Annotated in this window: 12 protein-coding genes; 10 read left to right on the plus strand and 2 right to left on the minus strand. The window is 43.2% G+C overall.

From position 1 onward, the window contains the following. Positions 1 to 10 precede the first annotated feature (10 nt). The gene (locus V7O66_RS09585; RefSeq protein ID WP_406660087.1) at positions 11 to 1,114 is read right to left on the minus strand and encodes an inositol-3-phosphate synthase; all 1,104 of its coding nucleotides are present in this window, start codon (positions 1,112 to 1,114) and stop codon (positions 11 to 13) included. 302 nt (positions 1,115 to 1,416) lie between these two features. Here V7O66_RS09585 and V7O66_RS09590 point away from each other — a divergent pair, with 302 nt between their 5' ends. The 8 genes from V7O66_RS09590 to V7O66_RS09625 all read left to right on the plus strand — a co-directional run bounded on the left by V7O66_RS09590 (position 1,417) and on the right by V7O66_RS09625 (position 9,831). Further along, on the plus strand, positions 1,417 to 1,905 hold the full coding sequence (locus V7O66_RS09590) for a ferritin family protein (RefSeq protein WP_406660089.1): 489 nt from the start codon (positions 1,417 to 1,419) through the stop codon (positions 1,903 to 1,905). A gap of 16 nt (positions 1,906 to 1,921) precedes the next feature. Further along, positions 1,922 to 3,133 (plus strand): FprA family A-type flavoprotein, encoded by a 1,212-nt coding sequence (locus tag V7O66_RS09595; protein WP_406660090.1) that lies wholly within the window; start codon positions 1,922 to 1,924, stop codon positions 3,131 to 3,133. Positions 3,134 to 3,181: 48 nt separating this feature from the next. Beyond that, positions 3,182 to 3,457 carry a ferredoxin-thioredoxin reductase catalytic domain-containing protein gene (locus V7O66_RS09600; protein WP_406660091.1) on the plus strand — a complete coding sequence of 92 codons (276 nt, stop codon included), beginning with the start codon at positions 3,182 to 3,184 and terminating at the stop codon, positions 3,455 to 3,457. Between the two features lie 102 nt (positions 3,458 to 3,559). Next, positions 3,560 to 4,063: an HPP family protein gene (locus V7O66_RS09605; RefSeq protein WP_406660092.1), complete on the plus strand. Its 504-nt coding sequence runs from the start codon at positions 3,560 to 3,562 to the stop codon at positions 4,061 to 4,063. After that, positions 4,064 to 5,236 carry a cation:proton antiporter gene (locus V7O66_RS09610; protein ID WP_406660093.1) on the plus strand — a complete coding sequence of 391 codons (1,173 nt, stop codon included), beginning with the start codon at positions 4,064 to 4,066 and terminating at the stop codon, positions 5,234 to 5,236. A gap of 100 nt (positions 5,237 to 5,336) precedes the next feature. Then, a complete protein-coding gene (locus tag V7O66_RS09615; protein WP_406660094.1) occupies positions 5,337 to 8,018 on the plus strand; it encodes a cation-translocating P-type ATPase in 2,682 nt (893 codons plus the stop codon). After that, positions 8,015 to 9,370: a hypothetical protein gene (locus V7O66_RS09620; protein WP_406660095.1), complete on the plus strand. Its 1,356-nt coding sequence runs from the start codon at positions 8,015 to 8,017 to the stop codon at positions 9,368 to 9,370. The genes V7O66_RS09615 and V7O66_RS09620 overlap by 4 nt, the downstream gene beginning before the upstream one ends. Positions 9,371 to 9,480: 110 nt before the next feature. Further along, a complete protein-coding gene (locus V7O66_RS09625) occupies positions 9,481 to 9,831 on the plus strand; it encodes an ArsR/SmtB family transcription factor (RefSeq protein ID WP_406660096.1) in 351 nt (116 codons plus the stop codon). A 3-nt stretch (positions 9,832 to 9,834) separates the two neighbouring features. Here the strand turns inward: V7O66_RS09625 and nikR are convergent, their stop codons facing one another. Further along, the gene (nikR, locus tag V7O66_RS09630; protein WP_406660097.1) at positions 9,835 to 10,257 is read right to left on the minus strand and encodes a nickel-responsive transcriptional regulator NikR; all 423 of its coding nucleotides are present in this window, start codon (positions 10,255 to 10,257) and stop codon (positions 9,835 to 9,837) included. A gap of 144 nt (positions 10,258 to 10,401) precedes the next feature. Here nikR and purC point away from each other — a divergent pair, with 144 nt between their 5' ends. Together purC and V7O66_RS09640 are read left to right on the plus strand one after the other, a co-directional pair. Further along, positions 10,402 to 11,115: a phosphoribosylaminoimidazolesuccinocarboxamide synthase gene (gene purC, locus V7O66_RS09635; RefSeq protein WP_406660098.1), complete on the plus strand. Its 714-nt coding sequence runs from the start codon at positions 10,402 to 10,404 to the stop codon at positions 11,113 to 11,115. Between the two features lie 27 nt (positions 11,116 to 11,142). Continuing rightward, positions 11,143 to 12,591, plus strand: a complete 1,449-nt coding sequence (locus V7O66_RS09640) for a phytoene desaturase family protein (RefSeq protein WP_406660099.1) — start codon at positions 11,143 to 11,145, stop codon at positions 12,589 to 12,591. The last annotated feature ends 23 nt before the right edge of the window (positions 12,592 to 12,614 follow it).

Here is a 12,614-nt window from a genome sequence, read left to right on the forward strand (position 1 = left end):
GGACCGGATACTAGTTTTCCCTTTCACCCTTGATGAACTCTGATGTCATTTTATGGGCTTCATCATCGGTGAACTGTTTAGGAGGATGTTTCATGAAATATGACGATGGCGAATAGAGTATTCCGCCTGTGCCCCTGTCCAGCGCAAGCTTACAGCACCTTACGGCATCGATGACAACACCCGCAGAATTGGGAGAATCCTCCACTGAAAGGCGTAATTCGATATTCATAGGCACATCTCCGAAAAGCTTGCCCTCCATCCTCAGGAAGCAGATCTTGTTGTCATTTTGCCAGGGCACATAGTCACTGGGACCAACATGGATATTATCAGCATCCAGTCTCTGGGCTATGACAGACTGCACTGCCTCTGTCTTAGACTCTTTCTTGGAAGCAAGCCTGTTCCGGTTCAGCATGTTGAGAAAATCAGTGTTGCCACCGGTATTGAGCTGATATGTCCTCTCCAGCTTCACACCTCTTTTATGAAAAAGGTCTGCAAGCATCCTGTGTGTAATAGTGGCACCAAGCTGCGCCTTGATGTCATCGCCAATGATAGGGAGACCTTTTTCTTCAAATTTTGCAGCCCATTCCGGATTGCTCGCGATGAAGACAGGCATGTTATTAATAAACGCAACACCAGCATCAAGCGCGCATTCTGCGTAGAATTTGCTTGCTTCCTCAGAACCTACAGGCAGATAATTCAATAATATCTCAGCACCCGTTTTCTTCAATTCCTGAACAACCATCTCCTTTTCGGCTTCGGCTGCATCCGAAGGAACGAAGGTCCTGTTCTCATCAAAGTCAGCCATGTGCCCTGAATATCCATCCAGTATGCGGCCCATTTTTACCTTCACACCTGTTTCCGGGATATTGTCGCAGAAAACTGTGGTACAGTTAGGTGCTGCAAATATTGCCTCTGAAATATCCTTTCCTACTTTGCGAACATCAATATCAAATGCTGTGACAACCTCGAGGTCAAATGGCCTGTAACCTCCAATATCCCAATTCATCAGGCCTATTGCATCGTTTTCATCTTTGCCCCTATAGTATTCAATGCCCTGGATCAAAGAGCTTGCACAATTACCAATACCTGTAATTGCAATTTTTATCTTACCCATTAGATTAGTCCCACCAGAATTGCATAATCAAATTTATGACTTAAACTAAAGAAATAGATGTATTGATGTAAATAAAAAGTTTTCCAAACAGAGGTTGATGAATCCTTTTTTTTAGAAATTTATATGAATTTATTGATAAAGATGATAACTTAGTTTAAAATTTCTCGAAAGGTATATTAAGCCAAAACCGAATAGAATTATGTAGTGGGATTATTTTCCGTTTGTAATGTGGGCAAATGAGTGCATACCAAATATATGGACCATGCGGGAGCGCACATTGTTGCATGTCTGGAGGTTTTTAGATGAAAGATGTATTACAGGAAATAGTAGAGGAACTTGACAAACTTGGATCAATGGATGAAGCAATTGCACTGGCAATAGACCTTGAAGAAAAAGGAAGGGCATATTATCTTGACAAAGCATCCGAGATGAAGAACCCGGGTGCAGTTAACATATACAATTTCCTTGCAGGTGAAGAGAAAAAGCACCTTGAATACCTCATAAAATACAGGGATTCAAGAGAAGTTCCTGAAATGGAACACCATGTTCCCGAATTCAAGGAATCTCTCATGGAAGAGTTCTCTGATGAAGAAATGCAGGAAATTGGCATACTGCTTGGGGCCCTGAGATTCGAACACAAGAGTGAATTCTTCTATATGGAGATGGCTAAAAGGGCTGAAGACGAAAACCAGCGTAAGTTCTTCGAAGATGTGGCTGCAGCAGAAAGGATCCATTACAGCATAATAGATGATCTGCTTGGTGCAGCATCCGGATTCAGAATGCAGACCTGAACAAGAGACCATTCCCATGAACGATATCGAACCTGTGGAGATCGCCCCTGGAATTTACTGGGTGGGTGTTGTGGACTGGAACCTGAGGGATTTTCACGGATATGAAACACCAAAGGGTGGAACCTACAATGCGTACCTTATAGTAGATGAGAAAATTGCACTCATCGATACTGTCAAGGCACCATTCGCTGATGAGATGATGAAGAAGATCAAACAGATAGTTGATCCTTCAAAGATAGATCTTGTCATCTCAAACCATGTTGAGATGGATCATTCAGGTTCATTGCCTGTCATAATGGAACATGCACCCAATGCAACCCTTATTACCAGCAGTAAGGGTCGATCAGGCCTTAGCGGGCATTACATGGAAAGCGGATGCGATAGCTGGAATTTCCAGGAAGTCAAGACAGGGGACACCGTGAGTTTGGGGAAAAGGACACTGATGTTCATCGAAGCCACCATGCTTCACTGGCCTGACAGTATGCACACATACCTGATGGAAGATGGCATATTGCTTTCCAATGATGCATTCGGCCAGCACGTGGCAACTTCAAAGCGTTTTGATGATGAAGTTGAAGATGTAATGGAGGATGCAGCCATTTATTATGCCAATATACTGATGCCATTCGGAGCACAGATCCTTAAATATATAGATAAATTGAAGGATCTTGACATAAACATCAAAATGATAGCACCTGCCCACGGAGTGATCTGGAGAAAGGGATTTTCACAGATCATTGAGAACTATGGGAAATGGGCCAGAGCAGAAGCTACCCCTAAAGTGCTCGTCATATACGACACCATGTGGGGCAGTACTGAGAGGATGGCAATGGAAATTGCTGATGCAGTGCGCTCTAAAGATGTTGAGGTACGCCTGCGTCACCTGAGAAAGAACGACTGGAGCATGACTGTAAAGGAATTGATGGAAGCATCTGTTGTAGCCATCGGATCCCCAACCATGAATAACGGGATGTTCTTCACAGTATCAGGTTTCCTGACATACATAAAAGGACTTCATCCAAAGAACAAGAAATACTTCCTTTTCGGCTCATATGGATGGGGAGGCGGTGCTGTGAAGGCAATGGAAAAGGAGATAGAAACTGCCAAATTCACAATTGCAGAAGAAAGCCTGCAGGTCAAATTCAAACCATACGAAGATGATCTGGAAAAATGCCGTGCTGCTGGGTACAGGCTTGCCGAGCTGGCAAAAGAGAATGCAAATGCTTAAATTGATGTAAAATACATTTATTTATGAAAGTTAAAAAGGAGTGATAACATGAAATTCGAAGGCGACCTAGAAGCAGAATTCTATGACAGATGTAAGAAGAGTGCAGAAGAAACCGGTTACAAGCTCAACACCGACTGGGATGTAATAACCACTGCTGTAAAAGGCATCTGCAACAACAAAAAGGAATATGGAGAATGGTATTGCTTCTGCCAGAAGAGAAGTGGTGACAAGGAAGAAGACAAGAAGATCATCTGCCCATGCGCTGCCAGGGCAAGAGACGTTGAGAAACGTGGCGCATGCAAGTGCGGACTTTATCTCAAATAAGCATATAGGCCCTTTTGGGTCTTCATTTTATTGTGGGGTACAATAATCATATTTTTTCCTTTAGCTGTGCTTGCAGACATTCATTAAAAGGTGGGGGACAGAATGGATGATGGCAAAGATGATCAGGAAACATCAGATACACGACTTAGAGAGACTAAGAGTCTTTCAGAACGTTGTGAGCTAATATCCGTTAGCGATATAATGACCCAGGATGCGGTAACCGTCCGGGTAGATGATTCCATTGATCATGTTATGGAAGTCATGGTGACAAAATCCCACCATAGTTATCCTGTGCTGGATGAAAATAATGAGTTGAAAGGAATAGTCGATCAGGACAACATTCTGGAACTTCTGTTCTTCGAGAGGAATCCACGACATCACCACACTCACTTGATGGCAGTCAGGGCATTAAGTGAAGATGTCAGGACACTAATGATCAAACACCCCATCACGGTTCCCCATGATATGAACCTCTGTAATGCTGCTGATCTTATGATCAAGCACCATGTGGACAGAATGTGTGTGGTAAAAGATGGGAAATTAGCAGGCATAATATCAAAAGAGGATATGATAAAAAAGGTATTCGAGTTACGGAGAATGGAATGAATGGAAGCCCTTCTCCAAATATTGCTAATACTACTAATTGCCAAGATACTTGGTGAAGCGAGTGAAAGGATCGGCCTTCCGGCAATCATTGGCGAGATTGCAGCTGGTTTTACGCTTACGTTAATAATGGTACCGTCAGATACGGAAATACTGAAATTCTTCGCCGAACTGGGAGCTATTTTCCTGCTGTTCACCGCAGGATACAGGGAAGTTCACCTCAGTGACCTGAAGGAAGCATCAAAAACAGCACTTGTACCAACGATATTCCAGACAATAGTTGCATTTGGTTTCGGGTTCATCCTTGGGCAAGCTTTTGGGATGGGACTTATTGAAAGTATCTTCATAGGAGTTGCATTCAGCCCCACAAGTATAAGTGTCGTTGTGAAAACTCTGATAGATTCGGATTATCTTTCCAGTAAACCCGGTTCCATGATGCTGACATCTGCAATCTTTGATGATATTATTGGCATATTCCTTCTATCTGTTGTAGCTTCTCTTGCAACCTACAATCACTTACCGTCAGGAATTCAGTTACTATCCATTTCCGGAAAGATCATACTTTTCATCCTGATAATGGGGCTCATTGGTCTGAAAATTTTCCCGCATATATTCCAGTATGTCCAGAAAATGCATACCAAGGAATCCATATTTGCCTTTGTTGTTATTATTGCATTGTTCTCAGCATACCTTGCAGAAGTATTCGGACTGCATGCTGTGATAGGAGCTTTTTTCGGTGGAGTATTACTCTCGGAGATTCCTCTTGCAAAGCTGGAAAATGTACAGAAGAAGGTCAGCGGACTTGCATACGGAGTTTTTACACCGGTATTCTTTGCATTCATAGGCATGTCAGTGGAAATATCCGTTCTTTCCACTGCAGGCGCTTTCACTGTACTTGTGGTCATATTGGCACTCACAAGCAAACTTATCGGTGGGTTTATCGGTACAAGACTGATCGGATTTGACTGGAAAGACGGACTTGTCTTCGGAATTGGAATGATGCCAAGGGCAGGAGTTGAACTTGTGGTAATAGCCATTGGAAAAGAACTTGGAATAGTAAGCCAGGAGGTTTTCTCTGCAATTGTATTCATGGTGGTGGCATCCATCGTGATATCGCCGATCATGCTTGAAATGGCTATAAAGTACAGGGAAAAGGCAACATATCAAAGGCCTTAGCTTTCATGTTGAACACTAATAGCTAGTTTAATTATTAGATTAGAACGTATTGTAACAGGGGATAGAATGCTACATGGGATAAGCATTGGCGGGGAAGAGTATGAGCGAAAAAAGTGAGCACATAGATTCCGAGAACCTATTTGCAAAATTCACCAGTTCACAACTCGGACTGACAGAGGAAGAAGCACGGAACAGGCTGAAACAATACGGTGCCAACGAACTTGAGGAAAAGGAGAAGATAACCCCCCTGAAGGTCTTTGCCCGACAGTTCATCAACTTTATAGTATGGGTGCTCATGGCCGCAGCCATCATTTCATTGTTCATTGATGAGATCGTAGATTTCTGGGTCATTACCTTCACAATTGCTGTTGTCATCGTACTGGGCTTTGTGCAGGAATACAGAGCTGAAAAGGCAATGGAAGCTCTTAAGAACATAGTTCAGCCTGAAACCATGGTTCTCAGGAACAGTAAACTTAAAAAGATACTTACAAAGGACATAGTCCCGGGTGATATTCTTGTTCTGGAAATGGGGGACAAGATCCCTGCCGATGCACGTCTCTTTGATACAATTGCCCTGAGGGTGGATGAGTCACCGCTCACCGGAGAAAGTGTGCCCGTAGGCAAAAAACTGGAGGACAGTATATTCACAGGTACCCAGGTAGTGCACGGAAAAGGCAAAGCAATAGTGTACGCCACGGGAATGGATACGAAACTCGGACAGATAGCCGGGCTCATACAAACAAAAAAAGAAAATACCCCACTACAACAAAAGATCTCGAAATTATCCTTTAACCTTGCTATCCTTGCACTACTGGCATCAGCCATCACTTTTGCCATAGGTATTGCAATTGGTGCACCCTTTGGGGAAATGCTGCTTATTGCCCTTGCTCTTGCAGTGGCAGCTGTGCCTGAAGGCCTGCCGCTAACCCTAACCATAACCCTGGCCTACGGTATGAGGAAAATGGCCGGTCACAATGCCATCATAAGAAAGATGCTGGCTGTTGAAACACTTGGTTCGACTACTGTCATATGTACGGATAAGACCGGAACCCTCACCAAGAATGAGATGACTGCGGAGAATATATTTGTCAGTGGTAATACATTTGAGATAACAGGTTCCGGCTATTCTCCAAAAGGTGATTTCCTTAAGAATGGAGATTCTGTGAGCATCGGGAATGACAGTACATTCCTCAAACTGCTCAAGGCTATCGCACTGTGCAACAACTCATCCATAGAAAAGACAGGAGAAAAATGGGAAGTTGTGGGTGATCCTACCGAAATAGCCCTGACAGTGGCTGCAGCGAAGGCGGATCTGTGGAAAGATGACCTTGATGACGATCATCAACTAATGGAAGAGATAATCTTTACCTCGGAAAGAAAACTCATGACAACAGTTCATGATACAGAAGATGGAATTATCTCCTTCACAAAGGGTGCACCTGAGTATGTCCTTAAGCGATCTGCCAGTATCGAGATCGATGGACAGGTCAGGGATATCACAGATGATGACCGGAAAAACATAGTCGGGAAAAACCTTGAATTTACAACTGCTGCCTATCGTGTTCTGGGTGTGGCATACAAAGAGAACTTTGATGATGAGTCAAAGAGGAATCCTGAGAAGGATATGGTATTCCTCGGACTCATTGCAATGATAGATCCTCCACGAGAGGAGGTCAAAAGTGCCATCCAGATGTGCCACAAAGCAGGTATCAAGCTGATCATGATAACTGGTGATAACCAGGAGACAGCCAAGGCTATTGGCAGGAATATAGGACTTTTCGATGACAAGGATGGGTGCGGCATTTTCACTGACGATAAAATAAAACGCATAATAGCTGATTGCGCCGTCACCGGAGAGGAACTCGAACAGCTCAGTGACGAAGAGCTTGATGCGGTTATTGAGAATGTCAGCATCTACGCAAGGGCCATGCCCGAGCAAAAATTGAGACTCGTAAAAGCCCTCCAGAAAAAAGGGCACATTGTTGCAATGACCGGGGATGGGGTGAACGATGCACCGGCACTGAAAAAAGCGAATATTGGCATTGCAATGGGAATCAAAGGTACGGATGTTTCCAAGGAATCCAGTGATATGGTATTACAGGATGACAATTTTGCAACCATCGTGGAAGCAGTAAAAGGTGGCAGGGCCATCTATGAGAACATCGAGAAGTTCATAACCTACCTTATATCAAGGAACTTCACCCTGATAATAGTGATTCTAATGGGAATAACCTTCCTTGGCTATGACCTCATTCCATTATTGGCCCTGCAGATTCTCTTTATCAACATGTTCAACGAGATAATGCCTGCGATCTCCCTTGGGCTTGATCCTGCCGCCGAGGGTATCATGGACAAAGCACCCAGGGACCCGAAAGACCATTTCCTCAACAGGAGGAATCTGTTACTGGTCGTAGTTCTGGCATTTGTCATGGGAATAGCATCTTTTCTGGTATTTGCCTTCAGTGAACCTGAAGTAAATACAGTGCTGGCCAGAACAAAGACATTCGCAACCATTGTCAGTATGATACTCTTTATCCCCATGGCATTCAGGTCACTTGAAAGGTCTGTGCTCAGTATAGGGATATTTACAAACAAACTCATGGTGGTTGGTGTTATCTGCACCTTCCTCGCAACACTTTCTGTAATGTACATACCCCACATTAACGAAGCCTTTGGCTTGCTGCCCCTCAGTCTGTCTGAATGGATACTGCCCATGGGTGTGGCCTTCCTGACCTTCCTCTTTGCCGAAGGGATCAAATCATTCACAAGGAGCTTAAAATGAGAACTGGTTCAAAGAGCAGACCTTCTTTGAGTATATTCATTGTAGTGCTGGCAGTAGTATTGCTGCTACTTACAGCAGTATTTTACCTCAATGGAAAAGAGGATACCGATGCTGACATTCCCCTGGAGATACTGGAATGTGACTACTGTACCTTTAATTACTGGACACCATTCACCCTCGGATATACACACCAGCAGGCCGATGGTAATCGGGTGGTTGATGGACGTATGGACCTGCTAAATGCCAGCCATACAGATGTAGCTCTTTCAGGAGAACCTGAGTGGATAGTTACTTCAAATACACTGAAAGGAGCGGTATGGGCTGTTGTGATGGAGGACGGAGAAGTGCAGGCTTTCATCCTGTCGGATGGAAACATCACAGAATTTGATATCAGCCCTGAGAGAATACATACTGACAGTCCGCCACTGCTCATGATCAAAGATGAGGAGGCTTTTATTGTCGCACCGGGAATCTCAAATGAATCATTGCTGACACACCCAATAGTACTTGCAAGCTCAGGCAGGAACATTTTCGTGGATGAACTGGGAGAACTTGTGTTCAGGGTGAATGAAAAAGAGATCGCACGATTTGAACTCGTTGCAATTCCTGATGCCAGGCTGCTCCTGGATGAGAATGAGAGATTATTGCTTCTCACAGGTGCAACTGAAAAGTACAGACATGGTGTTCTTGGAGACAGGATAGAAGCTTCAGGCATGACTCTTGTAAACACTGCTGTGGAGCCTTCCGTTGCTAAGAAGATAAGTATCCCAAAAGGTGATGTTATCGAGGGAATAGCCCCCATCTGGGTAGACCTCGATAATGATGGAACGCGTGAGATCATTGTTACATTGAGCAATGAAGACGAAGGAGCCAGGCTGGTTGTATTTGGAGAAGATGGTAAAATAATAGCATCCGGACCTTCTGTGGGTACGGGGTCCAGATGGAGACACCAGATAGCTGTTGCACCCTTCGGACCTGAGGGGGAAACGGAGATCGCCAGTGTACTCACACCCCACATTGGAGGCATAACAGAGTTCTATCGCCTCGAAGGAAATGAATTGAAGGTAGTTGCCAGTGTCCCTGGATACACATCACATGTGATAGGAAGTCGTAATCTTGACATGGGAATTGCAGGTGATCTTAATGATGATGGATATGCCGAATTACTGCTCCCATCACAGGACCTTAAAAAACTGGGCATCATTAAGCATACAGAAACCGGTGCCAAAGTCATTGGAAATTTGGAACTGGATGGAAGATTGAGCACAAACCTGGCTGCTGCCAAGATGCCTGATGGCAGTATTGTGCTTGCAGCTGGAAATGACAATGGGATTTTGCGAATATGGCACTAAAAAATAGGTCTTTGATAAATGAATATAGAATTTATCAAGTATTTTCGCAAACTATTTCAATCAAATTTGCCTGCAAAACTTATTAATCAACCAATAACAAATACTCAGCGATGAAAGGAAAACAAAACGTAGAAGCTGATATCCTGGTAGTCCTTCCCGGCTCTGTGCCTGATGACGTGCAGACAGCAATGAAGGAAGATGTCAGCGAAATGGTATCTCTTTTCAAGCTACTTTCAGACCCCGTAAGGATCCATATACTCAAGGCACTGGAACTTCAGGAGCTGTGTGTCTGTATACTCGTTGAAATTACCGATTATAAGTACTCAGCCCTTTCATACCACTTGAAACTGCTAAAGGAAGCAGAGATGGTAGAATCAAAACGTGAAAGAAACTACCAGATATACTATCTTACCGATTTCGGAAGGACTCTTCTGGCTACCATAGAGTCAGCTTTTAACTAGACCTCACATATTCTCACTTGGAAGAGCCGTGTTGAGTTTAACATAATGGACACCCTTTAGGGCCATTGTTTTCTCTGCAACCTCTTTTACCTCTTCGCCTTCTCCGTCCAGAATAATGACCTCAAGACAGTTATCGTGATCAAGATGCACATGGATAGAGGATTTGATTATGTGTGAGTAATCGTGCTGTATCTCTGTCAAAGCATTGGATAGACCACGTTTTGTATGATCATAGATCAGAGAAATGGTACCCACACGCCTTCCCTTAACATCACTCATCCATTCGTAGTGAGTGATGTAGTTCCTGATGGCATCCCTGATACCTTCGGATCGGGAGGAATAGCCTCTTTGCTCTATTATTTTGTCGAACTTTGTCAAGAGGTTCTCCGGAAGCGATACACCAATACGCATAAGTTCCTGATCCATTGAATTCACCTGTATTAATTGAATAAATTGATAATAATAACATTTAGTATGTAATTGTAATACATAAATTAAGACATAAATAATTATACAACATATTCCATACAACATAAGAGGAATCTAATTCTCAATTACAGGATGATGTTGATGAAAAAGGAAGAACTGTACTCCGGAAAAGCAAAGACTATTTACAAAACCGAAGACCCAAAGAAACTCATTTCAGAGTTCAGGGACAGCCTCACTGCATTTGACGGCAAGAAGAAGAGTGAAGCTGCTAAAAAAGGTTACTACAACGCCCAGATATCCAAAAAGATATTTGAGATGCTCGAAGAAGAAGGCATCAAGACCCACTACATTGATATGGCGTCTGATACCGAAATGCTGGTAGATGCCGTGGAGATCATACTCATTGAAGTTATCCCACGTAATATTGCAGCAGGTTCCATTACCCGTAAGTATCCCATAGAGGAAGGAACTGTCTTTGAGAATCCCGTAATAGTGCTTGACTATAAGAGCGATGAATTCGGTGATCCTATGCTCAATGAAGATATCGCTGTTGCCATGGGTGTTGCAACCTATGAAGAGATAGCACAAATTCGCGCAATGGCACTGAAGATCAACGAAATACTCGTAAAATATCTCGGTGAAAAGGGATTCCTGCTTCCTGATTTCAAGCTTGAGTTCGGAAGAAAGGACGGAGAGATCGTTGTAGCTGATGAGATCTCATGCGATACCTGCAGGTTCTGGGATAAGAGCACCGGAAAGTCAATGGACAAAGATATATTCCGCTTTGATAAGGGAGATCTTTCAAAAACATACGAAGAAGTTGCAAGACGGATCGTACCAGAAATTTTTGAATAAGTTATCCTGGGTATTTGAGGGGATACGATGGATAAGTACGATGTAATAATAGTAGGTGCAGGCATAAGCGGTCTGCTTAGTGCACTTACTCTTTCAAAGCATGGAAACAAGGTACTTGTTCTGGAGAAGAGCAAGAACGTTGGAGGAAATTGTAACAGCTATATGGTGGACGATTTCCAGGTTGATACCGGCGCACATGCCATTACCCATCTTCAGGCGGGACCGCTGAGAAGGCTGATGGATAGTTATTTTGATTACATGCCAGTCTTCGAGAACTATGGACATTATTATGTGAGAACACATGATAATTTCATGAAGGTTCCTTCTAATGTAAAGGAGTTTGTCACCTTCGATGTGCTGCCCAGAAAGGACAGGATAATCGTAACGCAGGCTATCACCAAGGCATTGACACTTTCCACCTTCGGAATTGATCTGTCCAAACAGTCGGTATATGATTTTATGCCGGACAATCTTTCCCAAGATACATGTGATTTTATGGACACCATATCATACTTCCTTTCGGGAAGGGATATGAAGCAGACATCAGCTCAGAGAATACTTGCAGGCAGCAGTTTTGTCAGGGACAGTGTTCCGCAGGAGCAGATGGAAAGTATCATGAATAATAGCGAAAAGCCACAAAATGATCCGGTTTTTAAATCTATATTTACATCAAATCTTCATACGTCCCTTCAGGCACGGATGGATAAGATATCCAATCCGTTCACATCCCTCGGGAGACTGGCCACCAATAAGGTCACGTATTCTCAGGGTTATCCTCGAAAAGGTCTTAAAGCGTTGCTAAACGCATTACTTTCATCGTTGCCAAAAAGTGTAGAGATTAGAACAGAATGCGAAGTTAAAAAGATACTAACTTCAAAGGGTAAAGTTCTTGGTGTCGAAGCTGATGAGATATATTACGCAGACAATATAGTCTACACAGGATTTGTTACCGAGCTGCCAAAAATGGTGGAGAGCATTCCACACTCCTATACAAGAGAGCTAAAGAAGGTAGTCCATTCAAAAAGTCTTACAGTATGGCTTGGCCTCAACAAGATCATGGAAGAGTTCAACTATACAGGCTCAGAGATCTGGTTTAAGGATAAACCTTACTGGGCAATGCCCATCAGTAACTATGATGCATCCATTGCACCAAAGGGAAAGCAGCTTGTAGGTTTTAGTTTCATCATCAAAGAAGAAGGCAATGAAGGCGCTGAGATCAAGGATGCCTACGAGACAATCTACAATGCAATTCCGGGAATTGAAGACAATGTTGAAATGAAACATATACAGATCACCATACCGGAAAAAGCAGCTGTTACCATAGATGGTTATTTTGCCGATGTCAGGACACCCATCAGCAACCTTTACGTTGCGGGCACGGATACTGATAAACGCAGTATGGGAATAACTCGTGCAGCATATTCGGTTATCGAATTGTTAAAAAAGATGAACGAAGATGGAAACCTGCACAGGTAAAAATAAAAAATAAAAAAGGAAAG

Origin of the sequence: Methanolobus sp. ZRKC3 (assembly GCF_045291275.1) — an archaeon.
In the GTDB taxonomy this organism is placed as follows: domain Archaea; phylum Halobacteriota; class Methanosarcinia; order Methanosarcinales; family Methanosarcinaceae; genus Methanolobus.

What these genes read in the sequence shown, in the direction of transcription:
- V7O66_RS09585 (WP_406660087.1), bottom strand. Translation starts at nt 1,114, where the DNA reads ATGGGTAAGATAAAAATTGCAATTACAGGTATTGGTAATTGTGCAAGC.
- V7O66_RS09590 (WP_406660089.1), top strand. Translation starts at nt 1,417, where the DNA reads ATGAAAGATGTATTACAGGAAATAGTAGAGGAACTTGACAAACTTGGA.
- V7O66_RS09595 (WP_406660090.1), top strand. Translation starts at nt 1,922, where the DNA reads ATGAACGATATCGAACCTGTGGAGATCGCCCCTGGAATTTACTGGGTG.
- V7O66_RS09600 (WP_406660091.1), top strand. Translation starts at nt 3,182, where the DNA reads ATGAAATTCGAAGGCGACCTAGAAGCAGAATTCTATGACAGATGTAAG.
- V7O66_RS09605 (WP_406660092.1), top strand. Translation starts at nt 3,560, where the DNA reads ATGGATGATGGCAAAGATGATCAGGAAACATCAGATACACGACTTAGA.
- V7O66_RS09610 (WP_406660093.1), top strand. Translation starts at nt 4,064, where the DNA reads ATGGAAGCCCTTCTCCAAATATTGCTAATACTACTAATTGCCAAGATA.
- V7O66_RS09615 (WP_406660094.1), top strand. Translation starts at nt 5,337, where the DNA reads ATGAGCGAAAAAAGTGAGCACATAGATTCCGAGAACCTATTTGCAAAA.
- V7O66_RS09620 (WP_406660095.1), top strand. Translation starts at nt 8,015, where the DNA reads ATGAGAACTGGTTCAAAGAGCAGACCTTCTTTGAGTATATTCATTGTA.
- V7O66_RS09625 (WP_406660096.1), top strand. Translation starts at nt 9,481, where the DNA reads ATGAAAGGAAAACAAAACGTAGAAGCTGATATCCTGGTAGTCCTTCCC.
- nikR (WP_406660097.1), bottom strand. Translation starts at nt 10,257, where the DNA reads ATGGATCAGGAACTTATGCGTATTGGTGTATCGCTTCCGGAGAACCTC.
- purC (WP_406660098.1), top strand. Translation starts at nt 10,402, where the DNA reads ATGAAAAAGGAAGAACTGTACTCCGGAAAAGCAAAGACTATTTACAAA.
- V7O66_RS09640 (WP_406660099.1), top strand. Translation starts at nt 11,143, where the DNA reads ATGGATAAGTACGATGTAATAATAGTAGGTGCAGGCATAAGCGGTCTG.